This is a genomic window from Streptomyces iranensis (assembly GCF_017874715.1).
Classification (GTDB): domain Bacteria; phylum Actinomycetota; class Actinomycetes; order Streptomycetales; family Streptomycetaceae; genus Streptomyces; species Streptomyces iranensis.
Window position 1 is genome coordinate 183,204 of sequence record NZ_JAGGLR010000002.1, and the last position, 18,950, is coordinate 202,153.

Consider the following 18,950-nt stretch of genomic DNA (forward strand, 5'->3'; position numbering starts at 1 on the left):
TACGGGGTGACTCAGTGCCGGCCGCTGAACGCTGGGGCCGGTCCGGTGGTGGCGGCGTCGTGGCCGCGGCGGGCGTCGCGGCGCTCCAGGGCGGCCGAGAGGACGGCGAGGAGCAGGGCGGATCCGGCGAGGATCGCGCCGACCCAGTTGGGCGCGGTGTAGCCGAGTCCGGCCGAGATCACCAGGCCGCCGAGCCAGGCCGAGAGCGCGTTGCCCAGGTTGAAGGCGCCGATGTTGACGGCGGAGGCGAGGGTCGGGGCACCCGCCGCGTAGTCCAGCACCCGCTTCTGCAGCGGGGGCACGGTGGCGAAGCCCAGGGCGCCGACCAGGGCGATGGAGACGGCGGCCGCGATCTTGTTGTGGGCGGTGAAGGTGAACGCGGCCAGGACCAGCGCGAGGGCGCCCAGCGACACGTACAGCATCGGCATCAGCGCCCGGTCGGCGAACCGGCCGCCCAGAAGGTTGCCGCCGACCATGCCGAGGCCGAAGAGGACCAGCAGCCAGGTGACGGAGGAGTCCGCGAAGCCCGCGACCTCGGTCATCATCGGCGCGATATAGGTGATGGCGGCGAAGACACCGCCGAAGCCGAGCACGGTCATCGCCATGGCCAGCAGCACCTGTACGTTGCGGAAGGCCGCCAGCTCATGGATCAGATGCACGCCCTCCGGCTTGGGGATGTCGGGAACGAGCTTGGCGATGCCCGCCAGGCCGATCACGCCGAGCGCCGCGACGAGGAAGAAGGTGGTCCGCCACCCCAGCGACTGGCCGATCGAGGTGCCCAGCGGCACGCCGACGACGTTGGCGATGGTCAGGCCGGTGAACATCATCGAGATGGCTCCGGCCTTCTTCTCGGGCGCGACCAGATCGGCCGCGACGACCGATCCGATGCCGAAGAACGCGCCGTGCGCGAAGGAGGCGACGATCCGTCCCACGGCCATTACGCCGAAGGCGGGGGCGAGCGCGGAGAGCAGATTGCCCACCACGAACAGCCCCATCAGCAGCATCAGCATGCGCTTGCGGGAGATCTTCGTACCGAGCGCGGTCATCAGCGGCGCGCCGACCATGACGCCGAGCGCGTAGCCGGTCACCAGGAATCCGGCGGTGGGGATGGACACATCGAAGTCCCCGGCGACCTCGGGCAGCAGCCCCATGATCACGAACTCGGTGGTTCCGATCCCAAAGGCCCCGATGGCGAGGGCCAGCAGTGCGATGGGCATGAAAGTTCACTCCAAGTGATTGCTACCGCCCTTTACGAGCATCCACAATACTTGCAGACGCAGTAATTGCAAGCGCGCTATATTGCTCGTGCTGTGTATCACGTCATCGTCACCGCCGCGGACCCCGACCGGGCCCCGCCCCACCCCGCATCAGGAGGCATCCATGACCACACCGCCCAAGGCCACACCGGACCTCGTCGCCACCCCCCTCGCCCAGAGCTGGTGCGCCCTGTCACTGCTGCACAGCAGGATCGAGACGCATCTCGAGGGGGCTCTCCACACCCGCCATGAGCTCAGCGCCCGCGAGTACGCGGTCCTGGACGTCCTGAGCCGACAGCACGACGGGGACAACGGCCATCTGCAGATGAAGCAGGTGGCCGACGCGGTCGCCCTCAGCCAGAGCGCCACCACCCGCCTGGTCGCCCGGCTCGAGGATCGCGAACTCCTCTCCCGCTACCTGTGCCCCACCGACCGGCGCGGGATCTACACCAATGTCACCGAGGCCGGGCTGCTCCTGCTCGGCCAGGCCCGGCCGACGTACGAAGGCGCCCTGCGCGAGGCGCTCGACCTGGCGGCGCGGGACCCGAGGCTCACCACCCTGGTCGCGGCCGTGGCCTCGCTGGAGGCGTCGCCCCTCGACGCCTCGTCACTCCGAATTCCGGGGTGTGAGCTCTCCGGCTGACCTCACACCCCGGAGACGAGGCCACCGGCCAGCGGCGCCGCACCCAGCTCCCGCTCGTCCGACAGCACCGTCTCGCGGAACGAGGCGACGACCGGCCGCAGATCGACGTGGTGCCAGACGGCCCACAGATGGACGGACGCCTCATGCCAGGGCAGGGCGCGCACGGCCACGGCCTCCGTGGCGCCGCGCACCATGCTCTTCTGCACCAGCGCCAGCCCGAGGCCGGAGGCCACCAGGCCGAGCGCGGTCAGGGGATCCGCGGCGTCGAGCCGGATGTCGGGTGTGAAGCCCGAGGCCACGCACGAGGCGACGAACGTGTCCCGCCACGCCGGGTCGCCCGGCTCCTCGACCGCGATCCACGGCTGCCCGTCCAGATCCTTCGCCGAGATCGTCTCGCCGGCGGCCAGCGGGTGGTCCGCCGGAAGGACCAGCAGCAACGGGTCCTCCAGCAGCGGCGCGGCCCGCAGCACGGGGTCGTCGCGGTCCGGCTCCTCCCGTACCAGGGCGATGTCCAGGCTGCGCTGGCGCAGCCCCTCGAACTGCTCGGCCGCGGCCATGCTGTACAGCGCGACATGGATGCCGGGGCTCTCCTCCTGGAGCCGGCGCAGCGCACCCGGCAGCACTCCGGTGTGCATGGCGTCGGCCACGTAGCCGATGCACAGCCCGCCCTCCTCGCCCCTGCCCAGCCGGCGGCCCAGGTTCTCCAGCCGGTCGGCATGGCGCAGCAGCGCCCTGGCCTCGCCGAGGAAGACCGCGCCATCGCGGGTGAGCCGGATGCGCTGCTGGCTGCGCTCGAACAGGGTCAGGCCGAGGTTCTTCTCCAGCTGAGCGATCTGCCGACTGAGAGGAGACTGGGAGATGTGGAGTTGCTCGGCGGCGCGGCCGACGTGCTCGGTCTCGGCCACGGCGATGAAGTAGCGCAGTTGTCGCAGGTCAAGCATGTAAGACCTCCGAGGACTCAAGTCTATCCAAGAGAGTCTTGGACAGTCTGAAGTCCCGATCCTAACGTCGAAGGCGAACGAACGGCGGACCGGCCGAAGGCCATGAGTCCGTCCCTTCCCCCTCTCTCCGCAAGGACACTTCATGACCATCACGTCTCTGCTCCCGGGCCGCCTCGGACTGGGCACGGCCCCGCTGGGCAGCATGTTCCGCGACGTCTCCGACGAGGAGGCCGCCGCGACCGTGGACGCCGCCTGGGACCACGGCATCCGCTACTACGACACCGCCCCCTTCTACGGCGCGGGCCTGGCGGAGATACGCCTCGGCGACGCGCTCGCCGGGCGCCCCCGCGACAGTTACGTGCTCAGCACCAAGGTGGGCCGCGTCATCCTCGACGAGATCGAGGACCCCGCCACCCGTGAACTCGGCGAGAAGGGCGGTCTGTTCGAGCACGGCCGTCCCAACAAGCTCGTGCACGAATGGACGGCCGACGCCACCAAGCGGTCCATCGAGGACAGCCTGCGGCGCCTGCGCACCGACCGGCTCGACATCGTCTGGGTCCACGACGTGGCCCAGGACTTCCACGGCGACGAGTGGCTCGCCGTCTACGAGAGCGCCCGCACCGGCGCCTTCCGCGTCCTGCAGCAGCTGCGCGACGAGGGCGTGATCAAGGCGTGGGGACTCGGCGTCAACCGCGTCGAACCCATCGAGCTCACCCTCGACCTGGACGAGCCGAAGCCGGACGCCTTCCTGCTGGCCGGGCGCTACACCCTGCTGGACCACGACCGCGCCCTGCAGCGCCTGCTCCCCACGGCGGCCGACCAGGACGTCAGTCTCGTCGTCGGCGGCCCCTACAGCTCCGGCATCCTCGCGGGCGGCACCCACTTCGAATACCAGGACGCGCCCGCGCACATCATCGAGAAGGTGGCGCGCATCAAGGAGCTCGCCGAGCGGCACGGCGTCAGCGTCAAGGCGGCCGCCCTGCAGTTCTCCCTGGCCCACCCGGCGGCCGCCGCCGTGATCCCGGGCGCGACCCGGCCCAGCCGTATCGCCGAGGACGTCGCTGCCCTCGACGAGGCCATCCCCGCGGCGTTCTGGGCCGAGCTCCGCGAGGCCGGACTGGTCTCCCCCCTCGCGCCCCTGCCCACCGCCTGACGATCCCCCTCCCCCCATCCCGACAGGAGCATCTCCATGGCCTCCACCACCGCCACCGTCGACCTGCCCGTACCACCGGATCGGGTGTGGCAGCTCATCGGCGGCTTCGACGCGCTGCCCGACTGGCTGCCGTACATCTCCGAGAGCGTCGCCGCCGAGGGCGGCCGCGTCCGCCGACTGCGCAACGAGGAAGGCGGCGTGATCGTCGAGCGGCTCGTGGCCTTCGACGACGCCGCCCACTCGTACAGCTACGCCATCCTGGATGCGCCGTTCCCGGTGACCGACTACCTCTCCACGCTGCGTGTGCGCGAGGTCCCCGGCCGGTCCGACGCGTCGCGCGTCGAGTGGTCCGGGGAGTTCACCCCCACCGGCGTCAGCGACGACGAAGCCGTCGCGCTCTTCCACGGCATCTATGCCGACGGGCTCGCCGCCCTGCGCAACACCCTGGCGGACCGAGCCGCCTGACGGGCCGCCACGCAGGGGTATTACGACGAGCCGCCCGCCCGGGAGCAACCCGCACCCGGGCGGCGGCGTTCAATAACACCGTCCCAAGACACCGCCCCAAGACACCGCCCCGAAACGGCACCCCGAGACGCCGAGCCCAAAGCGGCGGCCCCGAGACGCCGTCAGGAGGCGGGCGTATGCGCGGTGGACCGCCGGATCACCAGCTCGGCCGGGAACTCGCGGCGCCGGGCGGGCAGCGTGCGGTCCTCGATCCGCTCGATCAGCATCCGCACCGCCATCCGCGCCATGTCCGTGATCGGCTGCCGCACCGTGGTCAGGCCGTACGCCTCCCACGCGGCCATGGCGATGTCGTCGTACCCGACCACCCAGACGTCCTCCGGGACCCGCACGCCCAGCGAGATCGCGCCGTCCACGGCACCGAGGGCGGTGAGGTCGTTGGCGCAGAAGACGGCGGACGGGGGCTGCGGGCGGTCGAGCAGTTCGCGCATCGCCGCGCGCGCCGTGTCGTGGGAGAAGTCCCCCGGCCGCACCAGCTCGGGCGCCAGTGAGTGCCCGAGTTCGTCGAGCGTCTCGCGGAAGCCGCGCTCCCGGTGGAGCGCGGTGCTGGCCGACTGCGGTCCGCGCAGAAATCCGATGCGCTCGTGTCCGGCCCGGACCAGGTACCGGGCGGCGAGCCGCCCCCCGGCCACGTTGTCGGCGGTGACCTGGTCGCAGCCGATGTGGTCCAGGCCACGGTGAAGCAGCACCACGGGCTCGTTGCGCTGCAGCGCCTCTTCGAGCGGCTTGGACATCTCCGTCACCGTGGTGAACAGGAGCCCGTCCACCGCGCCTTCGCGGATCGCCTCGAGGGCGCCGGCCTCGCTCGGGCCGGTGGCGTTCCACAGGGTCATCCGCTGCCCGGCGCGGCCGAGTTCATCGCTGACCGCCTCCAGCAGCTGCGGATAGAAGGGGTTGGTGATGTCCGCCACGACCACGCCGATCGTGCCGGCGCGCCGGGTGCGCATGGCCCTGGCGGCCGCGTTGGGGTGATATCCGGCCTGCTTCATGGCGCTCAGGACGCGTTCCCTGGTCTCCGGGGAGACCCTGGCGCTGCCCTGCAGCACCCGGGAGACGGTCGCCTGCGACACTCCGGCCAGCCGGGCCACGTCCTGGCTGGTGACCACAGCTCCTCCGTAGGGCCGGATCCGCGGGGCCGTGTCCGGCCCGGCGGCGCTTATGGGTGTTTACGTAGTCATCCTAGCGGCGCACCCGCCACCGCTCCGCCGGGGCCGTCGGCAAAAGATCTTCCGGATGCATGTTTACGTATTCACGGCGAAGGCGTACGGTCCCATGAATACGTAACCATGCGTCCGAGAGGGCGCCGAGAGATTGGCTCCGTCATGGTCCTGACCCTGAAAGCCGCCGCCGCCGCGAAGAGCACGCCCGGCAGCAGCAGCCCTGAGGTCACCGACGCCGTCGCCGGGATCATTTCCGACATCCGCTCGCGCGGCGACGCCGCCGTCCGCGAGTACTCCGCCCGCTTCGACCGCTGGGAGCCGGAGTCCTTCCGGCTGACGGCGGAGGAGATCGAGGAGATCGTCGCCCGCGTCCCGGAGCAGGTGCTGGAGGACATCCGCTTCGTCCAGCGCCAGGTGCGCGCCTTCGCGGAGCGGCAGCTGGCCTCCCTGAGCGAGTTCGAGATGGAGACGCTGCCCGGCGTCTCGCTGGGGCAGAAGCACATCCCGGTCGCCGCGGCCGGTGCCTATGTGCCGGGCGGCCGCTACCCGCTGCTGGCCTCGGCGCACATGACCATCGTGACCGCCAAGACCGCCGGGGTGCCGAGGGTCGTGGCGTGCACGCCGCCCATCCGGGGCGAGGTGCCCGACGCCACGGTCGCGGCCATGCACCTGGCCGGAGCCGATGAGATCCATCTGCTGGGCGGGGTGCAGGCGATCACCGCCATGGCCCTGGGCACCGAGAGCATCAGCAAGGTCGATCTGCTCGCCGGGCCGGGCAACGCGTATGTGGCCGAGGCCAAGCGCCAGCTGTTCGGCGAGGTGGGCATCGACCTGTTCGCCGGGCCGACCGAGACCCTGGTGGTCGCCGACGAGCACGCCGACCCGTTCATCGCGGCCGTGGACCTGCTCAGCCAGGCCGAGCACGGGCCGGACTCCCCGGCGGTGCTGATCACCACGTCGGAGCGGATCGGCCGCGAGGTCATCGCGCACATCGAGGAGATCCTGCCGGACCTGCCGACCCGCGATCTGGCCGGGCCCGCGTGGCGGGACCACGGTGAGGTCCATGTCGTCGACGACCTCGACGCGGCGTACGCGCTGGCCGACTCCTACGCCAGTGAGCACGTCCAGATCCTCACCGCCGAGCCCCGCAAGGCCCTGGACGCCATGCGGAACTTCGGCGCGCTGTTCCTGGGCGAGGGGACCTGTGTCTCCTACGGGGACAAGGTGATCGGCACCAACCATGTGCTGCCCACGCGCGGCGCGGCGCGCTACACCGGTGGCCTGTGGGTCGGGAAGTACCTCAAGACGGTCACCTACCAGCAGGTCACCGACCCGGCGTCGAGCGCGCGGCTGGGCGAGGTCTGCGGCCGGGCGGCGCGGACCGAGCTCTTCGAGGGCCACGCCCGCTCCGGCGACGTCCGGGCGGCCAAGTACGCCGGAGCGCCCCTGGCCTGGGCCCCCGACCACTCCTTCGGCGCCTGACCCCCGTCCGACCCATCCCATCGGCATCCGCGGAAGAGCCGCGCGGAAGAGGAGGAGGCAGCCATGCCCTCCGGAGCATCGACGGCGCCAGGGGCCCCGGCCAGGCGGGCACTGTCGTCCAGCACCATCGGCAGCGTGATCGAGTGGTACGACTTCACGATCTACGGGACCGCGGCCGCCCTGGTCATCAACCGGCTGTTCTTCCCGCAGGTCAGCTCGGCCGCCGGGATCATGGCCGCCTTCGCGACCTTCGCGGCCGGGTTCCTGGCCCGCCCGGTGGGCGGATTCGTGGCCGGGCACTACGGGGACAAGGTCAGCCGCAAGGCCACCCTCGTGGTGACACTGACCGTGATGGGGGCGGCCACGACGCTGATCGGCCTGCTGCCGACCCACGCCCAGATCGGTCTGTGGGCGCCGATCCTGCTGGTCCTCCTGCGCCTGGTGCAGGGGTTCGCGGTCGGCGGGGAGTGGGGTGGCGCGGTGCTCATGGCGGTCGAGCACGCGCCGAGCGGCCGGCGCGGGCTGTACGGGGCTTGGCCGCAGACCGGGGTCTCGGCGGGGCTGCTGCTGGGCACCGGTGTCTTCAGCGCCGTGTCCCTGCTGCCGGATGAGCAGTTCCTGGCGTGGGGGTGGCGGCTGCCCTTCCTCGCCAGCGCGCTGCTGGCCGGTGTCGGCCTCTACATCCGGTTCCGGATCTCGGAGCCCGAGTCGATCGTCCAGGCCGCGGAGAGCGGAGGGCGGTCCCGGCGGCCTCTGGTCGACGTGGTGCGCAAGCACCCCAGGGAGGTGCTGATCGCCATCGGTGCCCGGTTCGCGGAGGGCGGCAACTACTACATCTTCACCGTCTTCATCCTCACCTACCTCTCCGAAGAGCTCGATCTGTCACGGCAGGTGGGACTGACGGGGGTGATGATCGCCGCCGCGGTGGACATCGCGGTGATCCCGCTGTGGGGTGCGCTCTCGGACCGGGTGGGCCGCCGGCCGGTGTTCATCGGGGGCGCGCTCTTCATGGCGGCCTTCGCGGGACCGTTCTTCCTGATGGTCGACACCCGGTCGCCGGTGCTGATCTGTCTGGCCCTGGTCGTGATGATGGCCCTGGGACATGGCGCGGTGTTCGGCCCGCTGGCCGCGTTCTACGCCGAGCTGTTCCCCGCCCGGGTCCGGTACAGCGGAGTGTCGGTCGGCTACCAGGCGGGCAGTGTGGTGCTCGGCGGCTTCACTCCGATGCTGGCCACCTCGGTGGTCCTGTGGAGCGGCGGAGCGTCCTGGAGTCTGATGGCCCTGGTGGCCGCGGGCGCCCTCATCGCCGCGGCGACGATGGCGGTCGCTCCCGAGACCTTCCGGCGAAGCCTGGACTCGGAGGCGGGCGCGGCCACGCGGGACGGCGCGGTGAGCCGGGAAGCGGTGACGACTCCGACTTAAGTCCGCATACGGCAGATGAGCGGGTTTCCGGCGCGCCGGAAACCCGCTCATCTCATTTCCCGTACGCCACGTCCTTGACGGCCTGAAACCAATTCGGATGGGCGGCCGGACCCGTCGGAATGGGTTTCTGAACGGCACCCGAGCGGCCACAGGTATTGCTGCGGCGCGCCTTTCTTCATTATCGGGCAGGAGTTCGACGTCCGTCCATATCGCGAGCATGGCCGACCCGGCCCCGTTGCGCCCGTCGCCGCGAGGGCCGCCGAGTTCGCCGATCCACTGACACCGCCGCTTCTCCGTTCCCCTTCACCCCCTGGTGAAGCACCCGTCCCAGCCGGATCTCGGGCTCCTTCCAGGGAAAATCCAGCAAGTCGAAATTCCGTCAGCCACAAGGTCAACCCTTTTAGGACTTTACCTATACATTACCTTGCGAAAGAAACGAGAAATCGTTTCTGCAAATCTACGATCGCAAGCTATGACCGACGCTCCACGCGATAACTCCGCCACCCGTGCGCGCTGGCAGACCTGTCTCAAGCTGGCCCGCGAACTCCTCCTCATCGGACCGGACGACACCGACCTCAAACTCGGCTATCTCCACACCCTCATCGACTCGGGCAGCCTCGGCGTCACCCGCCACCCCCGCAAGAAGATCCTCATCATCGGTGCCGGTATCACCGGCCTGGTGGCCGGCCGCCTGCTCAAGGACGCGGGCCACGACGTCACCATCCTGGAGGCCAACACCGGCCGTGCCGGCGGGCGCATCAAGACCTTCCGCACCACCAAGCACCACCAGCCGTTCGACGACGCCGCGCAGTACGCCGAGGCCGGCGCCATGCGGCTGCCCGACTTCCACCCGCTCGTCCTCGCCCTCGTCGACAAACTCGGGCTCGGCCGCCGCCTGTTCTACAACGTGGACGTCGACCCCGCCACCGGCAGCGGCCCCGATGTCCCCGTCCCCCCGGTGACGTACACCTCCTTCACCGGCCGCACCTGGACCTACGGCGACGACAGCCCCGACTTCCGCGCGCCCGACAAGCGCGGCAACACCTGGATCCGCACCAACCGCGTCCAGGTGCGGCGCGCCGACTACAGCGCCGTCCCGGAGAAGATCAACGAGGGTTTCCACCTCACCGACGACGAGGTCCGCGCCCCCGCCGTGCAGATGGTCGACGACGCGCTGGAGAGCGTGCGGGACTACTACTCCGACGTCGTGGACGGGAAGCGGGTCAACAAGCCGCTCGAGGAGTGGATCGAGGGCTGGGCCCGGGTGATCCGTGACTTCGACGGCTATTCGATGGGCGGCTTCCTGCGCGACTACGCCGGGCTCAGCGACGAGGCCATCGAGGCGGTCGGAACGCTGGAGAACATGTCCTCGCGGCTCCATCTCTCCTTCTTCCACAGCTTCCTGAGCCACACCGACATCAACCCCGGTGTGCGCTACTGGGAGATACCCGGCGGCAGCTGGCGACTGCCGGACGCCCTCCACCGGGGCCTGCGCGACGAGGTGCGGTTCGGTCACCGCATGATCCGCCTGGAGTATTTCGACCCCAGCCGCGACTCCGCCCCCGAGGGCACCGGCGCCGTCGCACCCGACGGCTGGGGCGTGGCCGTGCAGACCGTCGCCGAGGACAATCCGGCGGGTCCCACCCGCCTGTGGACCGCGGACCTGGCGATCGTCACCATCCCGTTCTCCACCCTGCGCTTCGTGGAGATCGTCCCCTCGATGTCGTACAAGAAGCGCCGCGCCATCATCGAGACCCACTACGACTCGGCCACCAAGGTGCTGCTGGAGTTCAGCCACCGGTGGTGGGAGTTCACCGAGGACGACTGGCGCAGCGAGCTCGAGAGCATCACACCGGGCCTCTACGAGTACTACCAACGCGGCGGCGAGACCGGTACCGATCCCGTTCCCGCGCTCGCCGAGGCGGGCCGCGACCTGCTCGGCGCCGCGGTCAAGGACAGCGGTGTCACCGAGGAGTTACGCCAGGTCAACAGCGTCATGCCGCTGCGCGGCCCCGCCGTACGACCCGCCACTCACTGCTTCGGTGGCGGCTCCGCCACCGACAACCCCAACCGGTTCATCTACTACCCCTCGCATCCGGTCGAGGGCAGCACCGGTGGTGTGGTGCTCGCCTCGTACTCCTGGTCCGACGACGCCGCGCGCTGGGACTCCATGCGCGAGGTGGAGCGCTATGTCTACGCCCTGCGCAACCTCCAGGCCCTGCACGGACGCCGCATCGAGGTGTTCTTCACCGGCCTGGGCACCACCAAGAGCTGGGCCCGCGACCCGTACGCCTTCGGCGAGGCCGCCACGTACACCCCGCACCAGATGACCAGCTTCCACCTGGACGCCTCCCGCCCCGAGGGCCCGGTGCACTTCGCCGGGGAGCACACCTCCCTCAAACACGCCTGGATCGAGGGCGCCCTGGAGAGCGCCGTCCGCGCCGCCGTCGCCGTCCACCAGGCCCCGCCCCTCACCACGCCGGGCCCGAACCAGGAGGACCCCTCGTGACCGCGATCACCCCCGAGTGCACGGTCGCCCGCTATCTGGCCCGCCGCCTGGCCGAGCTGGGCATCACCCATCTGTTCGGGGTGCCCGGCAACCACCTCGGCCCGTTCCTCACCACTCTGCGGGCCGAGGGCGACGTCGAGTGGGTCGGCACCCCCACCGAGGGCGGCGCGGGCCAGGCCGCCGACTCCTACGCCCGTCTCCATGGCATCGGCGCGGCCGCGGTCACCTACAGCGTCGGCGCGTTCAACCTGCTCAACGCCTGTGGCGGGGCGTATGTGGAGCATGTCCCGCTCATCGCCATCAACGCCTGCCCACCGTACGAGCAGTGGCAGAACTACCGCGCCCTCGGCCTGCTCACCTCCCATATGAGCCCGCGCCGGGAGAGCAACCTGGACGCCTACCGGCAGGTCACCGTGGAGGCGCAGGTCATCTCCAACCCGGGCCTCGCCCCGGGCCAGATCGACGCCGCGCTCACCGCCTGTCTGTCGGAGCGCAGGCCCGTCTATCTGGAGGTGATGGAGGATCTGTGGGACGAGCCGTGTGCCGTGGCCGAGCAGCCGCTGCTGCGCCGCGAGCGGCCGTTCAGCGCGCGCAACCAGGCCATGCTGGACAATGCCGTCGCCGCGGTCCTCGCGCTGGTCGAGGAGCACCCCGGACCGGACGGCAGGCCCCGCCCGATCGTATGGGCGGGCGAGGAGGTCGAGCGGTTCCGCCTGGACCGTCAGCTCTCCGATCTGACGCAGGCCACCGGGGTGCCGTTCTGCACCACCGTCGGCGCCAAGGCCGTCCTCGACGAGCGGCTGCCGCAGTTCCACGGCGTCTACAACGGCAAGGCCAGCCATCCGGATGTGCACTCGATATTCAAGGACTGGGCCACCTGCCGGATCGGCCTCGGCACCTGGTCCACCTCGAAGAACCTCGGCGGTGAACTGGCCGTCGGCACGGACTGGGTGGTGGCGGCCCGGGGCGGTGTCGGCGTCGGCACCCAGTACTTCCCCGACGTTCAGCTCGCCCGGCTGATACCGGCCCTCCAGGACGCGCTGGTGGCGCGCTTCGGCTCCGGTGGCCTGACCGCCGACTACTACGCCGAGGCCCACGCCCACCACGGCGCGGCCGAGGTCCGTCCCGCCTCCCTCGAGGCCCACCGCGCCACGACGCTCCGCGCCGGCGGCTCGTCGTCCGGGTCCGGCGAACGGCTCACGTACGACGGGGTGTTCGACCGGATCAACCACTTCCTGGCCAAGGAGACCCGGGAGAGCTGGACGGTGGTCTCCGACGCCGCGTTCTCCCTCATCGGCTCGATGAACCTGACCCTGCCCGCGGGCGGCTTCCTGTCACAGGTCAGCTGGCTGTCCATCGGCTGGTCCGTGGGCGCGGCCACCGGCGCGGCGCTCGCCCCCGAGCGCGGCCACGCCCGCCCGCTGGTGTTCGTCGGCGACGGCGCCTTCCAGGAGACCTGCCAGGAGATCTCCACCCACACCAGGCTCGGGCTGCGGTCGGTGGTGTTCGTGATGGACAACGGGCACTTCTACGGCATCGAGCAGATGCTGGTGCACCCGTCCTACTACGCGGACCGGGACTCCCACGGCGCCGATGACACGGAGGGCGCGGACTTCTACAACGTCCTCCACCCGTGGCACTACGAGCGGCTTGCGGATGTCTTCTCGGACAAAAAGACCCCGGCGCACGGGGTCAGCGTGGCCCACGCCGCCGAGCTGGACGAGCTGCTGGCCCGCCTCACCGACCCGACCGACCCGGTCAACTCCGGACCACTGCTGGTCCGGGTCCGCCTGCACCGGCACGACTACCCGCGGGCGATGTCGTACAAAGTGAAAGGGGAGTAGGAGCATGTCGGAAATCATCAATGTGCTGATCGCGTTCGACGCGTACTCGATCGCCAAGCAGTATCCCGACGCGTCAAAGGACTACAACGCGCCGACGTATGTCGACCAGAGCCTGATCTATATGACGACGCGTCAGGACCGCGTCGTCGGCACCTCGGGGGCCGAGCTGAACTTCCGTGCCAACCCCAGGGACATCGTCAGGTGGCGCGAGACGACGCTGTCGCTCAACAGCGAGTACTGCGCCCTGCTGTACAGGTACGTGAGCGCCGACCCGCTCATCAGCACACCGCAGGTCGTGATCGGCGACGGGACCTATCCGATCCCGAAGGACGGGGCCACCGACCGGCCGGACTTCGATACGCAGGACTACGAGGATCACTTCTGGGAGGCGGACGTCAAGAAGATCGGCGAGGTCACCTACCACTTCTACTTCCAGATCCTGGACAGCGATCAGCAGCTGGTGGGGTACTTCCAGTGGGACCCGTTCATCACCATCGAGAAGCGTTCCTGACGGCCCTCCCCGCGGTCAGGTAGCGGCACATCCCGTAGGCGGCGCGGACACCCGCACCGCCTACGGGCATGTGTCACCAGTTGGCGGGCTCGGCGAGGCTGTAGGAGTCGGCGATGCGCGCCTGGTCGTGGAAGACGGAGAGCTCCGACGGGCCCGCGGGCGGGTTCTCGCGCCAGCCGGTGCAGTAGATCCCGGACGACCAGCGGACCGTGTTCGACGTCTTGGGCAGCACGGTGACCCCGGTCTTGCTGTACTTCTTCACACCGTTGACCCAGATCTCGAAGGCGCCGTCGGTCGCGTGGAACTTGAGGCGTGTGACGATCCGGATCCACGTACCGCGCAGATCGGTCACCTTGGCGACGTTCGCGCTGAAGCCACCGGATCCGCCTATGCGCAGTTCGTCGTTCTGGATGAACATCAGCTCCCAGGGGCCCTCGGGATCCTCGGGCGACCACTGCTGGAAGGTGACGTTCTGGTCGTGGAACCGCCAGTCGGGGGCTACGTAGACGGCCTGGCCGTAGTAGCGGTCCTGACCGACGGCCTGGGTGGACGACTGCACGGTCTCGGAGTGGTAGCCACCGCCCTCGTTGACGTACGTCTGCTTGGCCTCGATGGCGTTGCCGCCCTTGTAGGCGGGGGTGGTGACATTGCGGATGACGCCTTGCTTCTGGGGCTTCTGCGGGTAGTTGGACCACCCTTGGACGGTGCCCTCGTTCTGGAAGTAGACCCCGGCGGGCAATGCCCGGACACCCGCGTCGCTCCGGGCGCCCGCCTCCGCGGTGCCACCGCTGAGGGCGAGGCCGCCGACCAGTGCGCCGGTGACGCAGAGCAGATGGATCCGTTTGCAGACCCGTTTCACTAACATCCGATCAATCCTCTCGGAGAGCCTTGGCTCAGGTCTGAACTTTTCCCAGAAGCTACCGCCCATAGGATGACGCGTCCACATCAACAAGAGGATAGGTCCGATGACAGTGCCAGTTTCGAGGTCTAGCGCACGTGGAAGACCCCCGCAGCGTGTGCCGCGGCCGGGGCGCTCAGCAAGGTATGGAGCCGGTCGAACAGTTCGCCCGCGGCCACGCCGTTCCACTCCGGCGGAAGCAGCTCCAGGGCGAGCCCCGGGTCGCGGTAGGGCATGCGCCGCCACTGGGTCAGCATCGGTACGTACGTCCGGAACGCCTCCAGTGGCCGCGGCTCACGACGCGTCACCGTGTCCAGGACGGGGCGGTACCGGTGCAGGAAGTCCGCGTACATGACGGTGAGTTCGTCCAGGTCCCACCAGGAGCGGACCTTCTGCCGCGGGTCCCCGAAGGCCACGTGGTCGCCGGTGAAGATGTCGGCGTACGCGGACAGCTCCCGGCGTTCCAGGGTGCGCCGTGCCTCGTCCGCCAGGTGTCCGGGGGCGATCCAGACGCCTGACGCGGCGGTGCCGAAGCCCAGCCGGGTCAGGGCCGTCCGCAGGGCGTGCCGCTTCTCGCGCTCGGACTCGGGCACGGAGAACACCACGAGCACCCAGCCGTCCTCGCGGGACGCCCTGGCCTGCCGGAAGATGCGTACGTCCCCCTCGGCGAGCGTCTGCAGGGTGGAGTCGGCGAGCGAGTACCCGGCGACGCCTTCGCGGCGCTCGGCGCGCAGCACCTCGCGGCGTTTCATCCGGGAGACCGAGGACCGCACGGCCCGGCTCTCCACGCCGAGGTCCGCCATGAGACCGATCAGCGAGGCGACCGAGAGCCAGTTGCGCTCGCCCCGGGCGTAGAGGCCGTAGAGCGTGAGGATGAGCGGGGCGTGCCGGGACTCCCGTTCGCCCGCCACGGTGGTGGCCGGTGTCGTCTGCGCGGTCATTCCCGGCACCCTAACGTCTGGCTACGTGCGCGGCGCCACCAGCCGTTCCTCCGGTATCACGGCCACACCCAGGATCTCGATCACGGCTTCGGGCTGCCACAGCGCCGTGCAGCCGATGCCCGCCATGGCCGGGTAGACGGGCCCGGCGAGCTCGCGCCAGACCTTGCCGATCTCCTTGCCGTGCGCCTGGTAGTCGGGGATGTCGGTGAGGTAGATGGTCACGCTCACCAGATCCTCGGGCCGCCCGCCGGCCTCGCGCAGCGTGGTGAGCAGATTGCCGAACGCCTGCCGGAACTGCTCGACGACGCCCCCCGGAACGATCTTCATGTCCGCGTCGAGGGCGGTCTGCCCTCCCAGGTGGAGGGTGTTTCCGGCGAGTGTTCCGTGTGAGTAGCCGCTGGGCTTCGGCAGATCGGGCGGGTTCACGGGGACGGGGGTCATGGTGCCTCCGGCTCGGTTGTGTTCCGTCCTGCCCCACGGCCGGACAGGTGTATTGACTTTAGATGACGACCGTGAGAAACACGAGACATCGGATCCTGGTCCCCGACTGAACGGAGCCGACCCCATGGAGCCCGATCTGAGCAAGTACCGCCTCGAGGGCGACAATTCGATGTACCAGCTGCCCAGCGGCATCGTCGCCCCCGTGGTGACCCGCGGCGGCCTCGAGAACGCGAACACCGCCGACTCGGGCGGTGCCGTCCGCATCTCGGGCGTGAGCATCCAGCACACCCCCGCCACCCGTCTCTGGTTCGGCAAGGTCAGCAACGAACCGGGCTATCGCTCGGTGACCCACCACCACGGCGAGGCCGAGACCGGTGGCTATGTCCTGTCCGGCCGGGCCCGTATCTACTTCGGCGAGGAGCTCCGGGACTACGTCGACATGGAGGAGGGCGACTGGGTCTTCGTACCGCCGTTCATGCCGCACGTGGAGTGCAACCTCTCCCGCACCAAGCCGCTGACCTGGATGACCACCCGCACACCGGAGAACATCGTGGTCAACCTGCCCGATATCGCCGACACCGAGCTGCGCGACTGGCTGGACCGCCGATGACCCCGACGACCCCCACCTCGGCCGTCTTCACCGCCGCCGTCGCCCTCAAGCCCACCCAGCCCGAACACTTCGACCTCGCCTTCACCGCCACCACCCAGCCCTGCCCCTGGCCCAAGGCGTACGGCGGCGATCTGGTGGCCCAGGCCGCGGCGGCGGCCATGCGGTCGGTGACCGACGGCAAGTCGCCGCACTCGATGCACAGTTACTTCCTGCGCCCCGCCGACATCGGCGCCGAGGTGCGCTACGAGGTGGAGGTGGTGCGCGACGGCCGCGGCTACAGCACCCGGCAGGTGCGCGGCTACCAGAACGGCAAGACCCTGTACGTCTGCCTGGCCGGATTCGCCGCGGGCGAGGCCGGTGCGGACTTCCACACCGAATTCGGCGAGGACGTGCCCGGCCCGGAGAGCCTGCCGAGTTCGGCGGAGTACCTCGCCGAGCGCGGTGGCGGCTCCATGACCGAGGAGTCCAAGGCGTACTGGTCCGGCGGCCGCGGCTTCGACATGCGGCACGTCCCCGGCCCGGTCTATCTCACCGTCGAGGGAGAGCGCCTTCCGCACCAGGCGGTCTGGCTGAAGCCCTTCGACCCGCTGCGCCCGGTCGACGGGCTGACCGACGCCCAGCGGGACCTCGCCGCCCTGGCGTATGTGTGCGACTACACGATCCTCGAACCCGTGCTGCGGGTGCTCGACCTGCCCTGGGCCAGACCCGGGCTGGTCACCGCGAGCCTCGACCACGCGATGTGGTTCCACCGCCCGGGGCCGGTGGACGGCTGGCTGCTCTACGTCCAGGAGGCCGTCGCCGCCGACGCGGGCCGGGGCCTGGGCACGGGGCGCTTCTTCACGCGCGATCACCGCCACCTGGCCACCGTGGTCCAGGAGGGCCTGATCCGCCCCACCTGACCCGCCGCTCTCCCCGGCGGGCTCCCGGAAGGACTCTTCCGTGACTCTTCCGCTCCCCCTCTCGCCCTCGGCGCACCTCGACACCTTCACCCGCGACCAGCTGCCCCCCGCGCATCTGTGGCCCACCCTCGAATTCACCACGCCGGAACTGCGCTACCCGGACCGGCTCAACGCGGCCACCGAGCTCATCGACACCCCCACCGCGCTGTTCGGCCCCGACCGCCCCGCCCTGCGCACCCCGTCCGGTGAGGTGTGGACGTACGGCGAACTGCGCATCCGCGCCAATCAGGTGGCCCAGGTGCTCACCGAGGACCTGGGCCTGGTGCCGGGGCGGCGGGTCCTGCTGCGCTCGCCCAACACCCCCTGGACCGTGGCGGCCTGGCTCGGCGTCCTGAAGGCCGGTGGCGTAGTGGTGACCACGATGGCCGCCCTGCGCACCCGGGAGCTCGTCCCCGTGGCCGAGCGCACCCTGCCGTCGATCGCCCTGGTGGACCACCGGTTCGCCGATGACGTCCGCACGGTCCGGGACACCGTGCTGCCCGGACTGACGGTGGTGGAGTACGGCTCCACCGGCCCGGAGGATCTGGTGGCCAGGGCCACGGGCAAGTCCGGTGAGTTCACAGGCGTGGACACCGCCGCCGACGATGTGGCGCTGCTCGGCCCCACCTCCGGATCCACCGGCGCGCCCAAGATCACCATGCATTTCCACCGGGACGTCCTGTCCATCGACAACACCTTCGGCCGCCACACCCTGGGCCTGGTCCCGGACGACCTGGTGGCCTGCACCGCGCCCCTGGCCTTCACCTTCGGCCTCGGCATGCTGGTCGTCTTCCCGCTGCGGGCCGGAGCCTGCGCCCTGCTGACGGAGTCCGCCACTCCCCCGCAGCTCGCGGAGCTGGTGGAGCGGCACGGCGTCACCGCCCTGGCCACCGCGCCCACCGCCTACCGGGCGATCCTGCGCGAGGGCGCCGAGCGGCGGCTGGCCGGGCTGCGCATCGGCGTGTCCGCGGGTGAGCACATACCCCGCGCCACCTGGCAGGAGCTGCGGACCCGCATCGGCCTCGGGATCATCGACGGCATCGGCGCCACCGAGCTGCTGCACATCTTCATCTCCGCGGCCGGAGACGACATCCGGCCCGGCGCCACGGGCAGGGCGGTCCCCGGCTACCGCGCCACCGTCCTCGGCCCCGACGGCGCGGAACTCGGCCCCGGGGAGCCCGGCAGACTCGGGGTCATCGGCCCCGTCGGCTGCCGCTACCTGGGTGGCGAACGCCAGCGGGACTACGTCCTGGAGGGCTGGAACGTCACCGGTGACATCTTCCACCGGGACGAGGACGGCTACTTCCACTACCACGCCCGCAGCGACAGCATGATCGTCTCCTCCGGATACAACATCGGCGGCCCCGAGGTGGAGGCCGCCGTCGACACCCACCCGGACGTCGTGGAATCCGCCGTGGTGGCCCGCCCCGACGCCGAGCGCGGCTCGATCGTGTGCGCCTTCGTGGTGCTGCGGGACGGTGTACCCGGCGACGCGGCCAAGGCGAAGGAGATCCAGGACCACGTCAAGCAGGCCCTGGCGCCCTACAAATACCCGCGCGAGGTGCGATTCCACAGCGCCCTGCCGCGCAACACCAGCGGCAAACTCCAGCGCTTCGCGCTCCGCAAGATCATCGAAGACGAGCAGGCCTCCGCCGAGGCCGTCGCCGAGAGTTGAGAGG

General features: G+C 70.2%; 17 protein-coding genes. 11 read left to right on the top strand and 6 right to left on the bottom strand.

Annotated elements, in window-relative coordinates; translation table 11 throughout:
- Positions 1–11: 11 nt before the first annotated feature.
- Positions 12–1,217: an MFS transporter gene (locus J2Z30_RS04415; RefSeq protein ID WP_044578886.1), complete on the bottom strand. Its 1,206-nt coding sequence runs from the start codon at positions 1,215–1,217 to the stop codon at positions 12–14.
- A gap of 163 nt (positions 1,218–1,380) precedes the next feature.
- Between J2Z30_RS04415 and J2Z30_RS04420 the strand changes: the two genes are divergently transcribed.
- Positions 1,381–1,899, top strand: coding sequence for a MarR family winged helix-turn-helix transcriptional regulator (locus tag J2Z30_RS04420; RefSeq protein WP_044578884.1), 519 nt, complete (start codon positions 1,381–1,383; stop codon positions 1,897–1,899).
- Between the two features lie 2 nt (positions 1,900–1,901).
- Here the strand turns inward: J2Z30_RS04420 and J2Z30_RS04425 are convergent, their stop codons facing one another.
- Positions 1,902–2,840 (bottom strand): LysR substrate-binding domain-containing protein, encoded by a 939-nt coding sequence (locus J2Z30_RS04425; RefSeq protein WP_044578882.1) that lies wholly within the window; start codon positions 2,838–2,840, stop codon positions 1,902–1,904.
- 142 nt (positions 2,841–2,982) lie between these two features.
- Between J2Z30_RS04425 and J2Z30_RS04430 the strand changes: the two genes are divergently transcribed.
- Both J2Z30_RS04430 and J2Z30_RS04435 read left to right on the top strand, forming a co-directional pair.
- Positions 2,983–3,993, top strand: a complete 1,011-nt coding sequence (locus J2Z30_RS04430; RefSeq protein WP_044578880.1) for an aldo/keto reductase — start codon at positions 2,983–2,985, stop codon at positions 3,991–3,993.
- 36 nt (positions 3,994–4,029) lie between these two features.
- A complete protein-coding gene (locus J2Z30_RS04435; RefSeq protein WP_044578878.1) occupies positions 4,030–4,458 on the top strand; it encodes an SRPBCC family protein in 429 nt (142 codons plus the stop codon).
- Between the two features lie 161 nt (positions 4,459–4,619).
- On the opposite strand, the gene J2Z30_RS04440 is transcribed toward J2Z30_RS04435, so the two are convergent.
- Positions 4,620–5,621: a LacI family DNA-binding transcriptional regulator gene (locus J2Z30_RS04440; protein ID WP_044578876.1), complete on the bottom strand. Its 1,002-nt coding sequence runs from the start codon at positions 5,619–5,621 to the stop codon at positions 4,620–4,622.
- A gap of 216 nt (positions 5,622–5,837) precedes the next feature.
- Between J2Z30_RS04440 and hisD the strand changes: the two genes are divergently transcribed.
- The 5 genes from hisD (at position 5,838) to J2Z30_RS04465 (ending at position 13,443) form a co-directional block, all read left to right on the top strand.
- Complete coding sequence (gene hisD, locus J2Z30_RS04445) at positions 5,838–7,157, top strand: histidinol dehydrogenase (RefSeq protein ID WP_044578874.1); 1,320 nt, start codon at positions 5,838–5,840, stop codon at positions 7,155–7,157.
- A 63-nt stretch (positions 7,158–7,220) separates the two neighbouring features.
- A complete protein-coding gene (locus J2Z30_RS04450; RefSeq protein ID WP_044578872.1) occupies positions 7,221–8,579 on the top strand; it encodes an MFS transporter in 1,359 nt (452 codons plus the stop codon).
- 472 nt (positions 8,580–9,051) lie between these two features.
- On the top strand, positions 9,052–11,088 hold the full coding sequence (locus J2Z30_RS04455) for a flavin monoamine oxidase family protein (RefSeq protein WP_044578871.1): 2,037 nt from the start codon (positions 9,052–9,054) through the stop codon (positions 11,086–11,088).
- Positions 11,085–12,932 (top strand): thiamine pyrophosphate-binding protein, encoded by a 1,848-nt coding sequence (locus tag J2Z30_RS04460; protein WP_044578870.1) that lies wholly within the window; start codon positions 11,085–11,087, stop codon positions 12,930–12,932. Before J2Z30_RS04455 ends, J2Z30_RS04460 begins: the two co-directional genes overlap by 4 nt.
- A gap of 4 nt (positions 12,933–12,936) precedes the next feature.
- Positions 12,937–13,443, top strand: a complete 507-nt coding sequence (locus J2Z30_RS04465; RefSeq protein WP_044578869.1) for an inclusion body family protein — start codon at positions 12,937–12,939, stop codon at positions 13,441–13,443.
- Positions 13,444–13,516: 73 nt separating this feature from the next.
- Here the strand turns inward: J2Z30_RS04465 and J2Z30_RS04470 are convergent, their stop codons facing one another.
- The 3 genes from J2Z30_RS04470 to J2Z30_RS04480 form a co-directional block, all read right to left on the bottom strand.
- Entirely contained in the window at positions 13,517–14,308 is a 792-nt protein-coding gene (locus J2Z30_RS04470) for a heparin lyase I family protein (protein WP_044578868.1), read from the bottom strand.
- A gap of 122 nt (positions 14,309–14,430) precedes the next feature.
- Positions 14,431–15,282, bottom strand: a complete 852-nt coding sequence (locus J2Z30_RS04475) for a PaaX family transcriptional regulator (RefSeq protein ID WP_044578867.1) — start codon at positions 15,280–15,282, stop codon at positions 14,431–14,433.
- Between the two features lie 21 nt (positions 15,283–15,303).
- On the bottom strand, positions 15,304–15,723 hold the full coding sequence (locus J2Z30_RS04480; protein ID WP_044578864.1) for a RidA family protein: 420 nt from the start codon (positions 15,721–15,723) through the stop codon (positions 15,304–15,306).
- Between the two features lie 124 nt (positions 15,724–15,847).
- Between J2Z30_RS04480 and J2Z30_RS04485 the strand changes: the two genes are divergently transcribed.
- Genes J2Z30_RS04485 through J2Z30_RS04495 form a run of 3 tightly spaced genes read left to right on the top strand, consistent with a single transcriptional unit; the run spans position 15,848 to position 18,946 of the window.
- On the top strand, positions 15,848–16,333 hold the full coding sequence (locus tag J2Z30_RS04485; RefSeq protein WP_044578863.1) for a cupin domain-containing protein: 486 nt from the start codon (positions 15,848–15,850) through the stop codon (positions 16,331–16,333).
- Entirely contained in the window at positions 16,330–17,232 is a 903-nt protein-coding gene (locus J2Z30_RS04490; RefSeq protein ID WP_044578861.1) for an acyl-CoA thioesterase, read from the top strand. Before J2Z30_RS04485 ends, J2Z30_RS04490 begins: the two co-directional genes overlap by 4 nt.
- Positions 17,233–17,272: 40 nt before the next feature.
- On the top strand, positions 17,273–18,946 hold the full coding sequence (locus J2Z30_RS04495; protein ID WP_044578859.1) for an AMP-binding protein: 1,674 nt from the start codon (positions 17,273–17,275) through the stop codon (positions 18,944–18,946).
- Positions 18,947–18,950 lie beyond the last annotated feature (4 nt).

Coding starts and splice junctions, on each gene's coding strand:
- J2Z30_RS04415 (WP_044578886.1), bottom strand. CDS start 1,217: ATGCCCATCGCACTGCTGGCCCTCGCCATCGGGGCCTTTGGGATCGGA.
- J2Z30_RS04465 (WP_044578869.1), top strand. CDS start 12,937: ATGTCGGAAATCATCAATGTGCTGATCGCGTTCGACGCGTACTCGATC.
- J2Z30_RS04435 (WP_044578878.1), top strand. CDS start 4,030: ATGGCCTCCACCACCGCCACCGTCGACCTGCCCGTACCACCGGATCGG.
- J2Z30_RS04480 (WP_044578864.1), bottom strand. CDS start 15,723: ATGACCCCCGTCCCCGTGAACCCGCCCGATCTGCCGAAGCCCAGCGGC.
- J2Z30_RS04485 (WP_044578863.1), top strand. CDS start 15,848: ATGGAGCCCGATCTGAGCAAGTACCGCCTCGAGGGCGACAATTCGATG.
- hisD (WP_044578874.1), top strand. CDS start 5,838: ATGGTCCTGACCCTGAAAGCCGCCGCCGCCGCGAAGAGCACGCCCGGC.
- J2Z30_RS04430 (WP_044578880.1), top strand. CDS start 2,983: ATGACCATCACGTCTCTGCTCCCGGGCCGCCTCGGACTGGGCACGGCC.
- J2Z30_RS04420 (WP_044578884.1), top strand. CDS start 1,381: ATGACCACACCGCCCAAGGCCACACCGGACCTCGTCGCCACCCCCCTC.
- J2Z30_RS04470 (WP_044578868.1), bottom strand. CDS start 14,308: ATGTTAGTGAAACGGGTCTGCAAACGGATCCATCTGCTCTGCGTCACC.
- J2Z30_RS04425 (WP_044578882.1), bottom strand. CDS start 2,840: ATGCTTGACCTGCGACAACTGCGCTACTTCATCGCCGTGGCCGAGACC.
- J2Z30_RS04490 (WP_044578861.1), top strand. CDS start 16,330: ATGACCCCGACGACCCCCACCTCGGCCGTCTTCACCGCCGCCGTCGCC.
- J2Z30_RS04450 (WP_044578872.1), top strand. CDS start 7,221: ATGCCCTCCGGAGCATCGACGGCGCCAGGGGCCCCGGCCAGGCGGGCA.
- J2Z30_RS04475 (WP_044578867.1), bottom strand. CDS start 15,282: ATGACCGCGCAGACGACACCGGCCACCACCGTGGCGGGCGAACGGGAG.
- J2Z30_RS04455 (WP_044578871.1), top strand. CDS start 9,052: ATGACCGACGCTCCACGCGATAACTCCGCCACCCGTGCGCGCTGGCAG.